The following is a 19266-nucleotide window of genomic DNA, read 5'->3' on the forward strand; positions in this document are numbered from 1 at the left end:
GCGGTCTTCGCCCACTTCAACGCCGACTTCGAGACCCAGGACGACATCCGCGGCCAGGTCGGCGCGACGCTGATCTCGGGCACGCCGGCCTACGGGGCCGACATCCACGCCCAGATCCGCGCGGAAGGCCTCGAAGACGAGTGATCCGCTAAACGCCTGCGCGGGCTTGCCCCCCGCCCGCGCGGGACACGCGGCGCGCGCCTGGTCTCTCTCTCCCCGGCAGCGCCCCGCGCATGCGCCCCCGTCCAAGCCCACCGGCCCGGGCGGGGGCGCGGTGCTTGAGATCAAGCGGGATTTCGCAAGATGAAAATCGCGATCCCGACGGCGATCAGCCCGAGGATACCGAGGCCGAGATGCCCCGCATGAAGTTCCCCGCCGGTCAACGAGGCGACCGCATTTCCTAGACAGAATGTGCCAACCTTAGCGCTCTCAAAACAGATATTCACAGCACCACTCCACACAACAACATGCGGTTTTTTTACCGTCTTTCCGTGGCGAGATTATGGCCGGATTGATCTAAAATGTTTTAACAATTCGATGAATTAGCAAAGATTGATGCGCCCGAAGTCGGGTTTGCGGATCGATTTCACCCCTCAGGCGGCCCGCCGTGCTCCGCGCCAAGCGCCTCCCAGAGCGCGGCATAGCGCGGGTCGCGCAACAGCTGCTTGGCTTGCGCGCGGTGCCAAGCCAGACCCTGACGGTGGAGCGTCCGTGTCTGCCGGTCTTCGCGCAGCGCCGCCAGCGCCTCGGCGAAGCCCGGCACCCCCGCGACGAGGCTCTCGTCGCGTCCGCCCGAGAGGTTCCACTTCCGCCAGTAGTCGAGCCCCAGCTCATCATCCGTATGGTTCGCCCGCCCGCGATGTTTCTTGATCAGATAGGCCTCGCGGGAGCGTAGCGGATAGTGGTGCATATAGGCGGTGTCGGCGCAGCCATCCCAAGGCATGGTCCACCGGGTCGTCCCGTTCATCTCGCCTGAGATGTCCGCGCCGGAGGGGCTCCGCCAGACGATACGATCCTGCCACTCATCCTTGAGGCGCGGCCGGTGCAGCCCGAAATGCCGCATCGCCTCGCGCTTGCGAAACAGGGTCTTCACGTCGCGCATCCGGCGCCCGCCGCGCTTGGGCACCGGTTCGCAGATGGTGAAGCGGCGGGTCACGGGCATGTCCTCGATCTCCGTCACCCCGTCATTGCCGAAGACCTTCCAGGGAAAGCTGACCACATCGGTGTCGGGGCCGAGATCGCGCAGCAGGCTCTGGATCATGCGGTCGCCGGAGCGCACGTTCACGAATTCGTCCACGTCCGAGATCAGGATCCAATCGGCCTCGTGGAACAGGACATGCTCGCGCGCCCAATAGAGCGCCGATTTGTGCGGCCCGCGCTTGAGCACCGTGTTGGGCTGATGCGTCAGAAGGCCCCGTGCCTGGAGCCGGTCGAGCAGCAGGTCGGTCCCGTCCTCGCAATCGTTGGTGAAGACGAGAAAATCGGTGAAGCCGATGGCGCGGTGATGGGCAATCCATTCGAGGATATAGGGGATCTCGTTCTTCATCGTCGTCACGATCAGGAAGCGCGGGCCCGCCGGCGGGGGGACCAGCGCGACCTGCTCAGGCAGGATCAGCGCCCAGAACTGGCCGTTCTGATCGAGCCTCGCGCCCGGCAGGCGCGTCGCCAGGGCGCGGACATGGTGGCGGACCGGCCGGCCGAGCTCCTTGCCCCAATGCCAGCCGCCGCCGGCGATGGTGCCGCCCGGGCGGACGACGCGAACGGCTTCGGCCAGGTCGGCGCGGATCGTGTCCGGGTGCTTCCCGCCGTCGAGCCAGATCCAGTCAAGCGACCCGTCCGGCAGGCGCGGCAGCACGCGGTCCGAGGTCGTGCGGAGAATCCTGGCCTCGGGATGGGCGGCGCGAACCTGAGCCAGCGCGGCATCGCGCTCGGCCTCGGGGGCGGTGAAGGCGTGGGGGCGGGCATCGCGGGCGGCATCTTCGGCCCAGGGGTCGATCAGGATCAGGGTGCGCGGGGCGGCGATGCGGGCCAGCCCTGCGGTCCAGTGGCCGGCATTCGTCCCGACCTCGGCGCCGCGCCCCGCCTTGGGCAAGTGCTCCATCGCGCGGCGAGCGTTGGCGCGCATCACGCACCCCCCAAATGAAGGATCGCCCGATGCGGGGTTTCGCACGCTGTCTCCTGCTGCCGTGTTGCCATCCGAACCGCTCCCGCCGCCGGAGCCGGTATGACGCCCGATCCGTGGGAAATTGCGGCGGGAGTTCGGAATTGTCAGGGAGTCGGCAACGCCCCGCTCACTCCGCCGGGGCGGCGGCGGGCATGTCTTCCTCCTCGACGGGCGCGCGCAGGCAGATCCGCAGGAGCGGCGGGACGGTGAGCAGCGTCAGGAAGGCCGACATGGACAGGCCACCGACCACCACCGCGCCGAGACCACGATAGAGTTCCGAGCCCTCGCCGGGGAAGACGACCAGCGGCAGCATCCCGAAGATCGAGGTCAGCGTCGACATGAAGATCGGACGGATGCGGTTGCGCGTCGCCTCCTCGATGGCGTCGATCGGCGTCATGCGGTCTTCGCGCAGGTGATAAAGGGACTGGTGCACGATCAGGATGGCGTTGTTCACCACGATGCCGATCAGGATCACGAAGCCCAGCAGCGTGAGCATGTCGAGCGGCTGCGTCTGGTAGAGGTTCAGCAGTGCCAGTCCCCCGACGCCCCCCGCCGCCGCGACCGGCACCGAAATCAGGATCACCAGCGGCAGGACGAAGCTTTCGAACAGGATCGCCATGACCAGGAAGACGATGACCAGGGCGACGGCGAGGTTGATCTGGATCGCGTTCCAGGTCTGGCTCAGCTGGTCGGCGGTGCCGGTCACGGACAGGCGCACGCCGTCGGGCAGACCCTGCGCCTCCAGCGGCGCGATCACCTCGGTCTGGAGAAGTTCGACCGCCGCCTCCAGCGGCAGCGCGTCGGAGGGGCGGACCTCCAGCGTAACGGTGCGCAGGCGGTCGCGATGGCGGATCTCGGTCGGGCCGGCGGTCACGACCACCTGGGCCAGGGCCGAGACGGGAACGATCTCGCCCGAGGGGGTGACGACCGGATAGCGGCCGACATCTTGGGTGCGCTGGCCCGCGCGCAGCTCCGGGTCGCCCTTGAGCACGAGGTTCAGCCGCTCCGCGCCGACCGTAATCTCGGCCACGCGCAACCCGTCATTGAAGGCGTCGACCGTGTCCGCCAGGGCAGAGCTGTCGAGCCCCGCATCGGCGAGGCGCAGACGATCCGGGATCAGCCGCACCTCGGGCGCACCCAGCTCCAGCCCCGGGATGGGCCGGAACTGATGCCCCTCGGAGCGCGGAAGCAGCCCCGCGACGGTGCCCGCCGCCTGACCGGCTACGGCCAGGATCTGGTCCAGGTCCTGGCCCGAGACGTTGAGCTCGATCGTGCGCCCGCCGCCCACACCGCGCCCGAAGAGCGAGGGCTGGGTCATGAAGCCGAAGGTGCCCGGCTCGGAGAAGATCGGACGGGACAGGATCGGGATCAGCTCCCCTGCCCGCGCCCCGTCGACAGTGGCGGCGCCGACGAAAGAATTGCCCGGCGTGGCCACGAAAAAGAAGCTGTCGATGGCGGGCGAGCCGTCGGCGGTCTCAGTGTCCGGCGCGGCCTCCCAGAGCGGCTGGGCGACCGCTTCGATCCGCTGGGCAATGGTCTCGGTCGTGTCGAGATTGTAGCCCGGTGGCGGGATGATGAGGCCGAAGACGAGGTTGCGGTTGCCCTCGGGCAGGTAGTCGAGCCGCGGCAGATAAGTCCAGCTGGCCACCCCGGCGCCACCCGCGATCACCGCCACCATCACCAGACCGATGCGCCGGTAGCGCACCGTCATCCGAACATAGGCCATGACCGAGGCGCGGAACGCCGCGCCCAGATGGTCGATCCCCCAAAGCCGCATCGTGCTCTGCGTGCCGCTCTTGAGGAGCCGCGACGCCAGTGCCGGGATCACCGTGACGGCCACCACCAGCGACAGCAGCACCGAGACCGAGATCGCCACCGCAATGTCGCGGAAAAGCTGCCCGGCTTCGAGTTGCATGACGAGGATCGGGACGAAGACCAGCACCGTCGTCAGCGCTGAGACCAGGATCGCGCCCCAGACCTGCTTGGCCCCGTGATAGGCCGCCTCGCGCCGGCTTTTGCCCTGTTCGCGCAGGCGATAGATGTTTTCGAGCACAACAATGGCCGCGTCGACGATCATCCCCACCGCAAAGGCGATCCCGGCGAGCGAGATGACGTTAAGCGTTCGCCCCGTCGCCGCCATGGCCACGAAGGTCGCCACGATGGAGACGGGAATCGCCAGCGTCACGACCAGCGTCGCCCGGGGAGATCGCAGGAACAGCATCAGGATCGTGGCGGCCAGCACCCCGCCGATCCAGATGTTCTGGATCACCAGATCGATGGCGCCCTGGATATAGACCGTCTCGTCGTAGACCTGACGCATCTCCAGGCCCTGATCGGCGACCGGCCCGGCCTCTAGCTCGGCCAGGGTGCGGCGGACCTCCTCCATGGTCTCGATGACATTCGCGCCCGGCTCGCGGACGATGTTGAAGGCCAGCCCCGGCTCGCCGCGAAAGCGCAGCCGCGCCCCGGGATCCTGGTAGGCGAAAGAGACGTCGGCGATGTCGGACACCCTGAGCCGCCCGGTCGCCCCGCCGCCCGCCTCGGAGCGCAAGACGACCGAGCCGATCGCTTCGACCGTGTTAAGATTACCCTCGGCGCGCACGACATAGCGGCGCTTGCCCTCTTCCACGTCGCCCGCCGAGAGCGAGATGTTCTCGCGCCTGAGCGTCGCGACGATATCGGGCACGGTCAGGCCGAAATTGGCCATGCGGCGCGGATCGACCACGATCTGAAGCTCGCGCGTCACGCCGCCGAAGACATTGACAGCCGAGACGCCCTCGATCCGTTCCAGCCGATCCTGGACCACGTCCTCCAGAAAGTCGCCATAAGTGGGCAGGAAGCGTGTATTGCCCTCCGCCGCGCGCAGGATCACCCAGGCGATGGCGCTGTCATCGGCCCCGGAGGTGTCGAGCGACGGCTCCCCTGCCTCGGAGGGATAGCTCGACACGCGGTCCAGCCGGTTGGAGACCAGGAGCAGCGTCTCGGTCATGTCGGTGCCGATCTGGAACTCCAGCGTGACCTCGGCCTGTCCCGTGCGGGAACGGGAGGTCATCAGCTCCAACCCCTCCAGCCCGCGCAACGCCTCTTCCTGCGGGTTGACGATTTCGCGCTCGACTTCGGCGGGCGCGGCGCCGGGCCAGGACGTGGCGACGACCACGATGGGCTTGCGCACATCGGGGGCGAGCTGGATCGGGATGCGGCTGACCGCGAGCAGGCCGAAAAGCACGGCCATGATGACCGCGGCGACGACCGCGATGGGGCGGTCGATGGCGAGGCGGATCGGGTCCATCAGTTCGACGCCGCCTGGCGCGCCTGGCCGCCACCGGGGGGGCCATTGCCCTGCCCCATGGCCTGCACTTCCTGCCCAGGGCGCAGCCGCTCATTGCCGCGCACCACGACGATGTCGCCCTCGGCGAGGCCCGAAACGACCTCGAACCGGTCGTCGGCGGCGAGTCCGATCTCGACGGTCCGCGGCTGGGCGACGCCATCGACGACGGCAAAGACGGTCCATCCGCCCCGCGCCTGCACCAGGGCGTCCTTGGGCACGGTCAGCAAATCGCGCGCGGCGCCGACGGGGATCAGCACGGTGATCGATTGCCCCAACGCGGTCGTGCGGGCCTGCGCCAATTCCGGCGACGCGAAGCGCACCGGACGCGTCCGCGTGGCCGCCGTCTCGATGGGCACGAGGGCCCGCACCGCGACCTCGAACGCGACGCCGTCCTCGGCACGGGCGGTCACCGTCATCCCCGGTTCGAGCAGATCGACATATTGAGACGGCACCGCCGCCTCGATCTCCAGCGTTGACGTATCGAGCAGACGCACGACCGGCGCGCCGATCGGCAGGACCTCCCCGGGGGTCACGAGCACCTCCAGCACGGTGCCGTCGAAGGGCGCCAAGATGGTGGTCCGGTCGAGGTTATACTCCGCCTCGGCCCGGACGGCCTGAGCCACGGCGAGACGGGCCTCGGCTTCGGCGATCCGGCTTTCGGCTTCCAGGAGCTGGCCGCGCGCATCGTCGAACCGGCTGTCCGAAAAGGCACTGGTGTCGCGCAGCGCTTCGATCCGCTCGAAGGCGGTGCGGGCGGTATCGGCCCGCACGCGCCCGCCTTCCAGCCCGGCCCGCGCCACGGCGACCTCGGCCTCGGCCCGGCTCAGGAGGATCGACAGCAACTCCCGGTCCAGCCGGACGATCGGCGCGCCCGCCTCGATCAGCTCCCCTTCGGCCACTTCGACGGTCGCGACGCTGCCGGAGACGCGGGCGGCGACGGTGCCGTTCCGCGCGGCCACGACCTCGGCAAAGACGGGGACCGTCTCGGCGAAGGGGCGGAACTCGACGGTCTCGACGCCGACGGCCGCCGGGCCGCGCTGTGCCTGGACCGCTGACGTCAGGCCCAATCCCAGACCCAGCGCGATCGCTACTCCGATGATATGCAGTCTCATGGTCATGGATACCTCTTACCGGCACCAGTTAGCCCGTAGCGCGCGGGTGGAAACGGACGCCGCGCGAAAACGGTCGGGCGCAATTGTCGCGCCCCGGTGAGACGGCCTGTGCCCAATCGCGCATGGCTTCCGCCCCGGTCCGATCCAGTTTCGTGTCGGACGCGACCGGGCCGAGATCGTCGGTCTGCCCCACGCGCTCCAACCCGCCGACAGGCGTCCGCTCGGCGTGGCGCGCCAGGCGGCCTTAACGGTTCTTTAACCGCGAATCCGGCCTGATGGGCCCATGCGCGCGCGGCTCCTCCTGGCGACGACCCTTCTGCTGCTCGGACTGTCCCCGGCGCTGGCAGGTCCGTGGCCCCGCCCCCAGGGCGAGACCTATGTCTTTGTCGGCCATGAGGGGAACGGGGACGGCTGGACCAGCCTCTATTTCGAGACCGGACTGCCGCGCGATCTGACCTTCGGCCTCGACACGGGTGGCCATGTGGCCCCGCTGGCGCTCGGCGGCCCGGACGATCCGGTCGATGGGCGCGTCCGTGTCTTCCTGCGCGCGCCGGTCTTCTCTTCGCCCGAAGCGCGGGCCCGCCGGCCCGGCTGGATGGAGCCCTGGCTGCTTGCGGTCGAGATCGGCGCTGGCCCGGATATCGAGGAAGACGGCGCCATGCCGCTCCGCTTCGCCGCCGGGCTCACGCTCGGGCGCCCGCTGGAGACCCGGCTCGGAGCGGGCTGGACCACCGTCGATCTGCGCGCGACGCTGGGCGGTGCCCGGCCCGTGCGGCTGAACGCGGCCTATGTGGTCGGCGTCAAACCCACCGACCGTGTAACACTCGAACTGGGCCTCTTCGCCGAGCGGGAGGTCGATGACCTCTTCACCGCCTTCGCCCCCACGATGGAATACAAGCTGGGCGAGATCGGCGCGGCCCGGCTGGGCGTCACCTTCAAGAATACCGGCGAGCGGCTGCTTCGCCTGGGCTGGACGCGGCAGTTCTGACCACTACCACCCCTCGGTCCCCGGCGCGCCCTTGATCCGGCCGCGCAGGTTGGACGTGACCCAGCCGCCGTAGAAATTGCCGGGCTGGGGGGTGACGACCTCGCCGCCGACCCGCGCCTCGTCCATCGCATGGGCATAGATGGCCAGATGATCGCGCAGATCGGCAAAGCGCGCGGTAGGGCTGGGATAATCCCAGGCGCAGCGCGGCGCGACGGTGCCCCCGGCCTCCAGCGTCCAATAGCGGGCCGCGCCCTTCCACTCGCAGAAGCTGCTGCCGCGCGCTGGGGTCAGTTTGGCCGCGATGGCGTCGCGCGGGATGTAGTAGGTGGGCGCGTGATGGGTCTCCAGCACGCGCAGCGCCCGGTCGGTATCGACGATCCGCTCCCCGCCCAGCCAGACCTGGAGACGGTGCGGGACCGCCTCCAGCGCCGGAGGGCGGGGATAGTCCTGGACGGTCTCGGGCGTCATCCCAGGTGCCGCTCCCCGACGCGCAGGATCACGGGGACCACGACATCCTCTTCGTCGGTCAGGTGGCGGTCGAGAAAGCGCGCCATCTTGTCCATCCGCGCCTCCAGCGCCGCCGCCCCCGCCTGCCGGCGGAGCAGCGCGTTGGCGTCGGCGGCAAAGCCCTCGATCTCCTCGTGAAGCTCGTGGTGATCGGCATCGAGCAGCTCGAAGGCACGCGCCACTTGTGGCGCGGCGGCCACCATCTTGGGGAAGTAGACCTGGTCCTCGATCCCGTGATGGCCGTTGAGCTCGTTCAGAAACAGGCCGCCGCGCTGCATCAGCAGCCGGTCATAGGCCTCGGGCGCGATCTTGCCATCGGCGCGGGCGGTCGCGTCGGCGCGGATCTGCTCCAGCAGCTTTCGGAACATCATGTGGCGTTCCAGCCAGAACTGCGTGAGCGGTCCGAATTCGGGATGGGAGGCCCAGTCGGGGCGCGCGGGGCCGCCCACCAGGGCGCGCAGCGCCTCGGGCAGGCTGTCGCGGGTGTCGAGAGAGAGATCGGTCATGGGCGGCAGATAGGGCGGGACCGCCCCCTAATCCAGCCGCCCGCGCAGGGCCAGATAGGCCGCCGCCGTCGCCGCGTTGGCGAGGTTGAGCGAGCGGATATGCGGCGAACGCATCGGCAGGCGCAGGGTGCGGCGCCCCGCCAGAACCTCCGGGGGCAGGCCCGTCGTCTCGCGTCCGAAGACCAGATGAACATCGGCGGGATAGTCGGCGTCATAGGCGCTCTCGGCGCCGAACTCCTCCAGCAGGAACAGCGACTCGGGCCGGGGCGCGCGGCGGGCGAGAAAATCGTCCCAATCGTCGAATTCATGCAGGCGCACATGCTTCCAGTAATCGAGCCCCGCCCGCCGCACCGTCTTGTCCGACAGCTCGAACCCGTAGGGCCGGATCAGGCACAGATCGAGATCGAGCGCCACGCAGGTGCGCCCGATCGTGCCGGTATTGCCCGGGATCTCGGGCTGATAGAGGACGAGCGCCGGACCGGGGGTCACGCGTGGACCCGCTCCCAGCGCTCGATCAGGTCGAATTGCAGGCTCCGCGCCCGCCGCGCCCAGTCGCGCCCGCCCGGCGGCCGCTCCCGCTCCGCCAGGGACAGGCCGTTCCGGCGGTCGAGATCGGCGCAGAAGGTCGCGAAGGCCAGCGGCCGCCCCGAGCGCGCGTTGAAATAGCCGCCCAGCCCCGAAACGAAGTTGAGCGTGCCGGTCTTGGCCTGCACCGGGATGCGCGCGTCGCCCTCGATGACCATCTCCTTGAGAATGGGGCGCAGGCGGGCCATCGCGCCGCGGGCGGTCAGCATCGTGACCATGTCGGCGGCCGAGATGCGCGTGGTCGCGTTCAGCCCCGAATGGTCGTCGAAATCGGCCCGCCGCGTCCGGGCACGCTCCGCCAGCCAGGCCGACATCACATCCGCCGAAGCATCGAGCGTGGGGGGCCGGATCCCGCGATCCACCGTCGCGGTGAGGCCCAGCACCTCCGCCGTGAGATTGTTCGAATAGCGCAGCATGGAGCGGGCGACCCGCGTCAGCTCCGCCCCCTGCTCGCGCGCGAGGACGGTGCCCGCCGGCGCCGTCGCCACCCGCCCCGCGGCGGGCGCGCTGATCCCGTTGGCCCGCAGCATCGAGCGCAGCACGTCGCCCGCATAGACCGCCGGATTGCGCACCGGCAGCCAGCGCGAGCCGTTCGAGCCCAGCTGTCCCCGCGCCACCGTCCAGCTGTCGACCGCGCCCTCCCGCGCATAGGTGTAGACCGGCAAGGAGCGGTCGGCGACACGGATGCGGGAGCTCGACACGTCCGGGCGGAATCGATTGGTTCGGGCATCGAGCGAGGTGGCATAGCCGCTGCCATTGCGCTTCCAGCCGAAATGGACGCGATTGAAGTTCACGTTTACGGCGCCCACGGCGGGGTTGTAGCTCACGTGATCCGGCTGCGTGCGATCGATCCGCGCAAAGCTAGGCAGCGCGCCGTCGGCCACCAAGAGCCGCCCGCCCACCTCCGTGAGGCCCGCCGCGCGCGCGCCGGCGGCAAGCGCGTTCAGCCCATCGGTGTCGAGCGCCGGATCGCCCCCGCCCACCAGCACAAGATCGCCGTTCAGCCGCCCGCCCCGGATCGGCCCCGTCGCCACCAGCCGCGTCTCGAACCGGTGGCCCGCGCCCAGCGTCTCCAGTGCGTAGAGCGCCGTGACCGCCTTGGCGACCGAGGCGGGGGGCTGGGGACGGATCGGGTTCAGCACCTCCAGCACCTCGCCGGTATTGGCATCTGCGACCGCGAAGCCGACCTTGCCGACCAGCCCCGCTTCGGCCACCAGGGCCACCGCCTCGGGCGCCGAGCGGGCCAGAATGTCATTGGGCCGCGGGGCCACGCGCATCGAACGCTCGGGGGCGTTGGCACAAGCGGGGAGCGCGGCCAGAGCAGCCCCCGTGACCAGGAAGGATCGCCTCAGCATGTCGGACCTCGTTCCGTCATCGCTCCGTCCCTTGATGCCTGCCGCGGCGAGCGAAGAAAAGCCCGCTCTGGGCGGCCCGCCGCCGGGGTGATAGCGGCTCTGGCATGAACCGCGGATTACTCCTCTCGGTCGCGCTGATGTTCGTCGCCATGTCGCTGATCCCCATGGGGGACACGGCGGCCAAGCTGCTGACGACCGAGCATGGCGTGGCGCCGTTCTTCGTGGCCTTCAGCCGGTTTGGCGTGGGGGCGCTGATGATCCTGGCCTTCGCGGGGTTTCGTGTCGAGTGGCGGCTCTATCGCGACTGGCGCGTCTGGCTCCGGGCCGGGTTCGTCGCGGGCGGCATCGCCTGCATGGTCACGGCGCTGCGGACCGAGCCCATGGCCACCGTCTTCGGCGCCTTCTTCGTCGGTCCGATCTTCAGCTATGTCCTGTCGGTGCTGCTGCTCGGGGAGCGGGTGACGCGCTTTCAGACGGTGTTTCTGATGGCCGGGTTCGGGGGCGTCCTGCTGGTCGTGCAGCCCGGGACGGGGGGCGTGGGCCTGTGGATCGCGGTGCTGGCCGGGCTGTTCTACGGCAGCTACCTGACCATGTCGCGCTACCTGTCGGACCTGGCCCCGCCGCGGCAGCTGATGTTGACCCAGACGGCGCTCGGCACGCTGCTACTGGCGCCGCTGGGCGCCTGGCAGGTGCCGGAGTTCCACGCGACGGTCACGGCGCTGGTGATCTTTTCGGGCGTGGCCTCGGCCTCGGGCAACTTGCTCCTGGTAGTAGCCTACCGGCGGGCGGATGCGACCGTGCTGGCCCCGTTCGTCTATTTCCAGCTGATCTCCGCCACAATGCTGGGCTGGACCGTCTTCGGGACATTCCCGAACCCACTGGCCCTGACCGGCCTCGCGATCCTGATGGCCGCGGGCATCGGCACGGTCCTGCTGAAGCGCTGAGCCGAGGGGCCATCCTACCCCCAACCGCCCCCCGCTCGGATCGCCGTCGAGGACGCCCCATGCATGGGCACATTGACGAAAGCCCAAGCCGGCGGGCGCATCCGCCCCAGGCGATGCGCCTCGGCGGCGGGCACCCGATCCTGGCGATAGACACGAGCGGCACGGGACATGCGCGCGGCGATCCGGTCACCCGGACGCGCCAGGACACCGACCGGCACCGCCTCCATGATGCTACGCCAATCCTCCCAGCGATGCAGCTGCGCAAGATTGTCGGCCCCCATCAGCCAGACGAAATGCACGCCCGGATAATGCCGCCTGAGCGCGCGGATCGTCTGCGCGGTATAACGCAGGCCCAACTGGGCCTCGATATCGGTGACCGCCACGCGCGGGTGGCGCATCGTCTCGCGCGCGCGCTCCAACCGCCGGTCCAGCGGCGCGGGGCCGCGCGCCTTCAGCGGATTGCCGGGCGAGACCAGCCACCACACCCGGTCAAGCCCGAAGCGGCGCAGCGCCTCGCGGGTGATGTGGACATGGCCCGCATGGGCCGGGTCGAAAGACCCGCCGAGCAGGCCCACCACCTGCCCCGGCACCGCGAGTGGAAAGCCCTGGCGCATCGCGTGCAGCCATCGCCCGAGCATCGCGCCGGCGCAAGCCCCGGCTGGACGCCGCCCGCCCCCGCGCCTATGACCTCCAGACGCCTGAAGACGCGGCCCTCCCTTCTTCTGGCCGGAAATACTCCGGGGTCCGGGGCAGAGCCCCGGCGCGCTCGGACAGCGCCACCGCTGGGGGTGTCGGCCGACGGCCGCCGCCCTCCCTCGTCAGGAGCCTGCCCATGACCGGGTCCGAGACCCGCCCCGCCACCGCCGACCGGCGCGCCGCCCTGCGGGCCCGCCTGATCGAATTGGCCACGGCCCGCATCGCCGCCGAGGGGCTGGGCGCGCTCAAGGCGCGGAGCCTGGCGGCCGAGGCGGGCTGTTCGGTCGGGGCGATCTACAACGTCTTCGGCGATCTCGACGACCTGGTGCTGGCCGTGAACGGCGAGACCTTCCGCGCGCTGGGCGCCCAGGTCACCGCCGCCGTCGCCAAGCACGCCGAGGCCGATCCGGCCGAACGCATGATCGTCATGTCGGAAGCCTATCTCGCCTACGCCACCGAGAACCCGCTTCTGTGGCGCGCGCTCTTCGACGTGAACATGCGCGTGGATGGCGACGTTCCCGAGTGGTATCTCGCCGCGCTCGACCGGCTGCTGGCGATCATCGACGCGCCGCTGGCCGAAGTCTTCCCCGACCTCCCGCCCGAGGAAATCCGGGTCCGCACCCGCGCGCTCTTCTCCTCGATCCACGGCATCACGCTCCTGGGACTGGAGCGGCGCATCTCGGCCGTGGGGCAGGACCGGCTGTCGGACATGATCCGCTACATCATCACCTCGGCGACGCGACCCGGCGCCACCTGAACGACGTTCATTTTTTTGCTTGACCGACTCGAGCGCCTCCCGCATACCTATTTCATGAACATTGTTCATAATGTGAAACGCAAAGGGACCCGACCATGACCCGCACCGACGACACCCGCCTCATCACCTCGCTGAACTTCTTCGGCGTGCTCCTTGCCTATGTCATGCTGGGCGCCTCGCTCTGGCTGTCGGTCGATGTGCCGCTGGCGACCAAGGGCTATTGGGCCATCGCCGTTCTGATGCTGACGATCAGCCTGGTGAATTTCGTCAAGTATCGCTTCGACGCCCGCCTCGCCGCCGACCGCGACCCGAAGCCCGAGCCCCGCACCCCGCGCCTGGCCCAGACCGGCGCCGACAAGGCGGCCTGACCCGCCACGACGAAATCCAAGCCGGAGGGGGCGGGCCACGCCCCCTTTCGCCTGTCCGGACCCCGCGCTAAGGGACGCCCAAACCGCGCGGAGGACGACATGGCGAGCTATCAATACGTCTACCACATGGACGGGGTGTCCAAGACCTATGGCGGCGGCAAGAAGGTCTTCGAGAACATCCGGCTGAGCTTTCTGCCCGGCGTCAAGATCGGCGTCGTCGGCGTCAACGGCACCGGCAAATCGACCCTGATGCGGATCATGGCCGGCCAGGACAAGGATTTCTCCGGCGAGGCCTGGGCCGCCGAAGGCGCCAAGGTCGGCTACCTCCCGCAGGAACCGGTGCTCGACGACTCGCTCACTGTGCGCGAGAACGTCATGCTCGGCGTTGCCGAAAAGAAGGCCAAGCTCGACCGCTTCAACGAGCTGGCGATGAACTACTCGGACGAGACGGCCGACGAGATGGCCGCGCTCCAGGACGAGATCGACAGCCAGGGGCTGTGGGATCTCGACGCGCAGATCGACATCGCCATGGAGGCGCTGCGCTGCCCGCCCGACGACGCCAACCCCGCCGACCTCTCGGGCGGCGAGCGCCGCCGCGTCGCGCTCTGCAAGCTGCTGCTGGAAGCGCCCGACATGCTGCTGCTCGACGAGCCGACGAACCACCTGGACGCCGAGACCATCGCCTGGCTCCAGCGCCACCTGATCGACTACAAGGGCACCTGCCTGATCGTCACCCACGACCGTTACTTCCTGGACGATATCACCAGCTGGATCCTGGAGTTGGACCGCGGCCGCGGCGTGCCGTGGGAGGGCAACTATTCCTCCTGGCTGGAGCAGAAGGCCAAGCGGCTGGAGCAGGAAGCCAAGGAGGACAAGTCCCGCCAGAAGACCCTGGCGCGCGAGTTGGAATGGATCCGCTCCGGCGCCAAGGCGCGGCAGGCCAAGTCCAAGGCCCGGATCAACGCCTATGAGCAGATGGCGTCGCAATCCGAGCGCGAGCGCGTCGGCAAGGCCCAGATCGTGATCCCGAACGGCCCGCGCCTCGGCTCCAAGGTGATCGAGGTGAACGGGCTCAAGAAGGCCTATGGCGACCGGTTGCTGATCGAGGATCTGTCCTTCGCCCTGCCGCCCGGCGGCATTGTCGGTGTGATCGGCCCCAACGGCGCGGGCAAGTCGACCCTGTTCCGAATGCTGACCGGGCAGGAGCAGCCGGACGAGGGCACGATCGAATACGGCGACACCGTCAAGCTCAGCTATGTCGACCAGTCCCGCGACGACCTGAACCCCGACGACACCGTCTGGGAGGCGATCTCGGGCGGCGCCGAGCTGATCAAGCTGGGCGATGCCGAGGTGAACTCCCGCGCCTACTGCGGGTCGTTCAACTTCAAGGGCGGCGACCAGCAGAAGAAGGTCGGCCTGCTGTCGGGCGGGGAGCGCAACCGTGTCCACATGGCCCGTCTCCTGAAGGAGGGCGGCAACGTCCTGCTGCTCGACGAGCCGACCAACGACCTGGACGTGGAGACCCTGCGCGCCCTGGAGGACGCCATCGCCGATTTCGCGGGCTGCGCCGTGGTGATCTCCCACGACCGCTTCTTCCTCGACCGCCTCTGCACCCACATCCTCGCCTTCGAGGGCGAAGCCCATGTCGAGTGGTTCGAAGGCAATTTCGAAGCCTATGAAGAGGATAAGGCCCGGCGCCTTGGCCCCGACGCGCTGGAGCCGACACGCGTGAAATACAAGAAGTTCACGCGCTGACGCTCTGCGCCGCGCGCCCCAACGAAAGCCCGCGGCTGGCCTGGGGGCCTGCGCGGACCGTCGGGTGGGCCGCAGCTTGTCCAGAGGAGAGACCCGAGGGCGGCGCGGCCAGATATGGCCGCGTCACGCTCCTGCCGGCCCAAGCATCCGCAACGCCCGGTGCACGGCGCGGGCCTGCCCCCGGGGCAAGGCGCGCAGCGCGGCGGCCTGCTCCAGCGGGGCTTGCCCCTGGAGCGTGAGAGCGATGATCGCGGGATGCTCCGCTTCCCCCATCGCGATGCCTTGCAGCGCGAGCTTTCGCACCTGTTCCAGCGGTAACGTCACCGGAGCCACGGCCTGGCGCCGGGACCGGGTGGATACGACCAGCCTTGACGGCAACCCCTGTGGGGACGGCGCGGTCGTGGCCGGATAGGCCCAGCCTGCGCGTTCGACGGGGGGCGCTGCCACCCGCCGCTCTGACGCAGGGGCCAGCGGCGCGCGCCGCTCGGGGGGCGGCGCCTCGACGCGGGGCGGCTCCGGCGCCGACACCGCAGTCGGCTCGCGATCTGGCCTGGGATCCGGCGCGGGAGCGGGATCGGCCCTGGCATCGGACGCCTTCATGGACGCGGCCAAAGGAGCAATCCGGCTGAAGAGTGTGCGCCGCGCCGGCGCAGAAGTGGGCGTCTCCGCGGGGCCGGGAGGCGGGCGTCGCTCGACCTGAGAGATGAGATCGCGCGCCAAGCGGCGCATCTGCGCCTCGGGCACGGTGCCGGAGGCGGGCGCCCCCGCTCCCGTCTCCAGCATCGACAGGAGCGCGCGCGCCGCGTCCCGGGCACTGTCTTCGCTTGGCGTCGCCGCGGTCGCGGGCTTGGGCTTCAACATGACGTCCCCTTTTCAGCCGTAGGATTGAACGAGCGCGCCCGCGACCAGCGTCCAGCCGTCGACGACGACGAAGAAGGCCAGCTTGAACGGAAGCGAGACGATGGCCGGCGGCACCATCATCATGCCCATCGACATCAGGACCGCCGCCGCGACCATGTCGATGATGAGGAAGGGCATGAACACGAGAAAGCCGATCTGGAACGCGCGGCTGATCTCAGAAAGCAGGAAGGACGGCACCAGGACCGACAGGTTGTCGCCCGCCGCATCGGGCCGCAGGGCGCGCAGATGCTCCAGCGTCTCCGGGTCGACGCGCGCCGCCATGAAGCCCTGGAAAGGCGCCAGCGTCGCGGCAAAGGCCGCCTCGGGCGTGAGATTCCCCTCGCTCAGCGGGCGCAACCCCTCCTGCCAGGCGGCGACGAAGACCGGTTCCATCACGAAATAGGTCAGGAACATCGCGAGACTGACGATCAGCATATTGGGCGGAGAGGCCTGCAATCCGATGGCTTGGCGCAGGATCGAGAGCACGGTGACGATGAAGGGGAAGCAGGTGACGGTGATGGCGATGCCCGGCGCGAGACTGAGCACGGTCAGCAAGGCGATCAGCTGCATGGTGCGCAGCGTCAGCGACCCCTCATCGGTGAACAGCGCCTCCAGCCCCCCCGTGTCTTGCGCAAGCGCCGCCGTGGGGATCAGCGCCAGGCCGACCGCGAGCAGCGCCCAGGACGGGCGCCGCATCAGGTGCCGCCTTCCGGGTCGATGACCTCGGTCAGGCGGACAGCCAGGCGATCCGCCTCACCCTCCACCTCCTGGAGGTGACCTCGCGCGATCAGGCGGTCGCCCGCATAGAGTTCCACCGGGTCGTCCACGCCACGATCCAGCGGCAGAACCGCATCGCGCTTGAGCGACAGAAGCTCGGAGACGGTGGGGTGGGCGCGCCCGACCGAGATGGTGATCTCGACAGGGACACGGGAGAGGGCATTGGTGGCGGCGTCAGTCATATTCGTCCTCCGGGGCGAGGGTGTCGAGGAAGCTTTCGAGCGCGTCGTCGAGCGCGCCGAGAACCGATTCTAGGTCGATGCGTCGCTCGTTTGCCTCCCAGCGGATCAGCGCCTGCGAGAGCGCAAGAGCGGGCTCCGGCCGAACTGTCACGCGATTCGGGGCAAGATCCGCGCGCGCCAGCAGGCGGGTCACGCGCGGCGCCTCTTCCGGGGCGACCTGAATGGTGAACCGGCCTGCTTCATCGGCGGCGAGCGTTCCGACCTCCTCCATCAGGACGCCTAGGAAGCCCCGTTCGACGGCACGCGGCAGCAGCTTGTCGAAGATTTCGTGCAAGACCGGCTCAAGCGCGGAAACCGAACTGCGCATTGCATCCGCCTGCGCGATCTCGAGCGCCTCAAGGCGGTCACGCAGCCGGTCGCCGAGGCGTCCCTGCTCGGCATCGACCTGGGCCATCGCATCATCCCAGCCGGCGTTATATGCCCGATCATAGGTCGCATCCGTCTCGGCGTCCTCGATCGGGGCGGACACCGCGGCAGGCGGTTTCTTACCCTCGGGCCGACGACCGAAATCCTCCAGCGGAACGCTCATCGGCGCGCATCCTCGGGGGTGGCATCCATCCAGCCGCGCAGCACTTCGATCGTCTCCTCCTGCCGCTCGGCGATCAGTTGGCGCAAGCGCTCGACCGGGTCGTCCTCCGCCCCGTCGGAGAGACCGCGCGCGCCCATGCCGCCTTCGGAAAAGTCAGGCAAGGCATCGAGTTGCGAGAGATCCGGCAAGGCTTCATCTTCCATGGCACCGTGCATCTCAGGAAAGGGCGCCATCATCGGATCAGGCAGTTCGAGGGGGTCGGGACCCGGAAGCGCCGCGGCCGCGTCTGGCGCATCTGCCGGGGCGCGGAGCGCCTGGGGCATCAGCAACCCCTTGATCGTCGGCCGCACCAGGAAGGCGAGCACGCCCAGTGCCACCAGCGCCAGGAGCGCCCCCAGCCCCAGCCGCGTCGCATCCCCTCCGGTCAGCCAGGGCAAGGCGAGCGCGGGCGCGGCGGCGACCTCGGGCGGCAGATCGAATTCCATCGAGTGGACGGTGACGACATCGCCCCGCTCCACGCGGAAGCCCACCGCCGATTGCACCAACTCTTGCAGGGTCGCGAGTTCCTCCTGGGAGCGGGGAGACCAGGTCTGACCGCCGTCCGCGCCCACCGCGCGGAGGCCATCGACCATGACGGCCACGGTGATGCGCTCGACGCTGCCAGGGGCCCGCTCGATTTGCCGCTCGGTCGCGGAGAAGTCGTAATTCACGCGCTCCCGCGTTTCCGCGTTCTGGGCCTGGTTTTCATTCGTCCCCGCCGCGTCCCCGTCCGGCAGGTTCGAGGCGACGGTCACACCCGCGCCAGTCCCCGTCTCGCTAGAGGTCCGTTCCTCGGTGTCGGTGGACAGCACCACGCGGCTTTCGGGATCGAGGCGCCGCTCCGTGATCACCTCGCGGTCTTCGCGAGTCTCGACGGCCAGTTCTACGACATAGCGCCCTTCGCCCACGCGGGCCGCGAGAATGTTCTCGACGGCGGCGCGCATCTCGGCGGCCCGGGCGGTTTGCGCATCGCGCTCCGCGCTTTGGGTGTCGCCGCTGACCACCCGGCCAGTGCCCGAATCGATCACGGTCACGCCTTCGGGTTCTAGGTTCGGGACGGCGCCCGCGACCAGCGATTGCACCGAACGCGCCAGCGTCGCGCCCACGGCGCCCGACCGCATCTCCAGGGTGACGGAGGCGGATGCCTCCCGCTCCCGCGAGAAAGGGGACGCATCGGCGGTGGCCACGTGGACGCGCGCCGCCTTGACCCCGTCGGCGGCCAGAATCGTGCGGGTCAGCTCCCCCTCGCGGGCCCGCCAATAAGCGGCGTCGAACATCTGGCTCGTGGTGCCGAAGCCCGAAAGCCCGTCGAGAAGCTCATAGCCCACGCCATCTGCCCGCGGCAGTCCTTCGCCAGCGAGTTGCAGGCGCAGCGCGTCGCGTTCCGGCGACGTGACATAGATCGCATCGCCCCGCACCTCATGGGTGACACCACGAGCCTCCAGCGCGGCGACCACCTCACCGGCGGCGGCAGGGTCGAGCCGCGCATATAGCAGATCCATCCCGGGCGCCGTGGCCATCCGGGCAAGCAAGAGCACAGAGACAAAGGTGGCCACCGTCGCGACAACGAGTACGGCCACTTTCCGCAGATCCCGACCCTGCCAATAGGCCACGACATTCTCCAAAATCCCATCCTCCAGGACAGCAGCCCCATTCTGGGCCCGAGCGAAGAGATTTCAGATTCCCATTAATAATCGGTTAGCCGCCGGTCGGT

At 69.2% G+C, this 19266-nt stretch carries 18 protein-coding genes; 5 read left to right on the forward strand and 13 right to left on the reverse strand.

The features are described 5' to 3' along the window. Positions 1 to 586: 586 nt before the first annotated feature. The 3 genes from DTQ71_RS13495 to DTQ71_RS13505 form a co-directional block, all read right to left on the reverse strand. Complete coding sequence (locus DTQ71_RS13495; protein WP_109564833.1) at positions 587 to 2125, reverse strand: glycosyltransferase family 2 protein; 1539 nt, start codon at positions 2123 to 2125, stop codon at positions 587 to 589. Positions 2126 to 2291: 166 nt separating this feature from the next. After that, a complete protein-coding gene (locus DTQ71_RS13500; RefSeq protein ID WP_109564834.1) occupies positions 2292 to 5453 on the reverse strand; it encodes an efflux RND transporter permease subunit in 3162 nt (1053 codons plus the stop codon). Next, positions 5453 to 6610 (reverse strand): efflux RND transporter periplasmic adaptor subunit, encoded by a 1158-nt coding sequence (locus tag DTQ71_RS13505; RefSeq protein WP_245947518.1) that lies wholly within the window; start codon positions 6608 to 6610, stop codon positions 5453 to 5455. Before DTQ71_RS13505 ends, DTQ71_RS13500 begins: the two co-directional genes overlap by 1 nt. Before the next feature lie 277 nt (positions 6611 to 6887). Here DTQ71_RS13505 and DTQ71_RS13510 point away from each other — a divergent pair, with 277 nt between their 5' ends. Continuing rightward, entirely contained in the window at positions 6888 to 7592 is a 705-nt protein-coding gene (locus DTQ71_RS13510; RefSeq protein ID WP_109564835.1) for a hypothetical protein, read from the forward strand. A 3-nt stretch (positions 7593 to 7595) separates the two neighbouring features. On the opposite strand, the gene DTQ71_RS13515 is transcribed toward DTQ71_RS13510, so the two are convergent. From DTQ71_RS13515 to dacB, 4 genes are read right to left on the reverse strand one after another with little or no spacing between them, the layout of a single operon-like run. Then, on the reverse strand, positions 7596 to 8060 hold the full coding sequence (locus DTQ71_RS13515; RefSeq protein WP_109564836.1) for a DUF427 domain-containing protein: 465 nt from the start codon (positions 8058 to 8060) through the stop codon (positions 7596 to 7598). Then, positions 8057 to 8605, reverse strand: coding sequence for a hemerythrin domain-containing protein (locus DTQ71_RS13520; protein WP_109564837.1), 549 nt, complete (start codon positions 8603 to 8605; stop codon positions 8057 to 8059). Before DTQ71_RS13520 ends, DTQ71_RS13515 begins: the two co-directional genes overlap by 4 nt. A 27-nt stretch (positions 8606 to 8632) precedes the next feature. Next, on the reverse strand, positions 8633 to 9094 hold the full coding sequence (locus tag DTQ71_RS13525) for a tRNA (cytidine(34)-2'-O)-methyltransferase (protein WP_109564838.1): 462 nt from the start codon (positions 9092 to 9094) through the stop codon (positions 8633 to 8635). Further along, a complete protein-coding gene (dacB, locus tag DTQ71_RS13530; RefSeq protein ID WP_109564839.1) occupies positions 9091 to 10545 on the reverse strand; it encodes a D-alanyl-D-alanine carboxypeptidase/D-alanyl-D-alanine endopeptidase in 1455 nt (484 codons plus the stop codon). The genes DTQ71_RS13525 and dacB overlap by 4 nt, the downstream gene beginning before the upstream one ends. A 104-nt stretch (positions 10546 to 10649) precedes the next feature. Between dacB and DTQ71_RS13535 the strand changes: the two genes are divergently transcribed. Beyond that, entirely contained in the window at positions 10650 to 11489 is an 840-nt protein-coding gene (locus DTQ71_RS13535; protein ID WP_245947520.1) for a DMT family transporter, read from the forward strand. Positions 11490 to 11503: 14 nt separating this feature from the next. Here DTQ71_RS13535 and DTQ71_RS13540 read toward each other — a convergent pair whose 3' ends face one another. Continuing rightward, positions 11504 to 12103, reverse strand: a complete 600-nt coding sequence (locus DTQ71_RS13540; protein WP_109564840.1) for a nicotinate-nucleotide adenylyltransferase — start codon at positions 12101 to 12103, stop codon at positions 11504 to 11506. Positions 12104 to 12321: 218 nt separating this feature from the next. On the opposite strand from DTQ71_RS13540, the gene DTQ71_RS13545 reads away from it, so the two are divergent. The 3 genes from DTQ71_RS13545 to ettA all read left to right on the forward strand — a co-directional run bounded on the left by DTQ71_RS13545 (position 12322) and on the right by ettA (position 15065). Then, positions 12322 to 12942 carry a TetR/AcrR family transcriptional regulator gene (locus tag DTQ71_RS13545; protein ID WP_109564841.1) on the forward strand — a complete coding sequence of 207 codons (621 nt, stop codon included), beginning with the start codon at positions 12322 to 12324 and terminating at the stop codon, positions 12940 to 12942. A 95-nt stretch (positions 12943 to 13037) separates the two neighbouring features. Further along, positions 13038 to 13310 carry a hypothetical protein gene (locus tag DTQ71_RS13550; RefSeq protein ID WP_245947522.1) on the forward strand — a complete coding sequence of 91 codons (273 nt, stop codon included), beginning with the start codon at positions 13038 to 13040 and terminating at the stop codon, positions 13308 to 13310. A gap of 99 nt (positions 13311 to 13409) precedes the next feature. Next, complete coding sequence (gene ettA / locus DTQ71_RS13555; protein ID WP_109564842.1) at positions 13410 to 15065, forward strand: energy-dependent translational throttle protein EttA; 1656 nt, start codon at positions 13410 to 13412, stop codon at positions 15063 to 15065. Between the two features lie 123 nt (positions 15066 to 15188). On the opposite strand, the gene DTQ71_RS13560 is transcribed toward ettA, so the two are convergent. The 5 genes from DTQ71_RS13560 to fliF all read right to left on the reverse strand — a co-directional run bounded on the left by DTQ71_RS13560 (position 15189) and on the right by fliF (position 19165). After that, positions 15189 to 15926: a hypothetical protein gene (locus tag DTQ71_RS13560; protein ID WP_109564843.1), complete on the reverse strand. Its 738-nt coding sequence runs from the start codon at positions 15924 to 15926 to the stop codon at positions 15189 to 15191. 12 nt (positions 15927 to 15938) lie between these two features. Next, complete coding sequence (gene fliP / locus DTQ71_RS13565) at positions 15939 to 16661, reverse strand: flagellar type III secretion system pore protein FliP (RefSeq protein ID WP_109564844.1); 723 nt, start codon at positions 16659 to 16661, stop codon at positions 15939 to 15941. Further along, positions 16661 to 16924 carry a FliM/FliN family flagellar motor switch protein gene (locus DTQ71_RS13570; protein ID WP_109564845.1) on the reverse strand — a complete coding sequence of 88 codons (264 nt, stop codon included), beginning with the start codon at positions 16922 to 16924 and terminating at the stop codon, positions 16661 to 16663. The genes fliP and DTQ71_RS13570 overlap by 1 nt, the downstream gene beginning before the upstream one ends. Then, complete coding sequence (locus tag DTQ71_RS13575) at positions 16917 to 17378, reverse strand: hypothetical protein (protein WP_146204859.1); 462 nt, start codon at positions 17376 to 17378, stop codon at positions 16917 to 16919. The genes DTQ71_RS13570 and DTQ71_RS13575 overlap by 8 nt, the downstream gene beginning before the upstream one ends. A gap of 131 nt (positions 17379 to 17509) precedes the next feature. Beyond that, positions 17510 to 19165, reverse strand: a complete 1656-nt coding sequence (gene fliF, locus DTQ71_RS13580) for a flagellar basal-body MS-ring/collar protein FliF (protein WP_245947524.1) — start codon at positions 19163 to 19165, stop codon at positions 17510 to 17512. Positions 19166 to 19266: the final 101 nt, after the last annotated feature.

The sequence above is a fragment of the Jannaschia seohaensis genome (assembly GCF_900116765.1).
In the GTDB taxonomy this organism is placed as follows: domain Bacteria; phylum Pseudomonadota; class Alphaproteobacteria; order Rhodobacterales; family Rhodobacteraceae; genus Jannaschia; species Jannaschia seohaensis.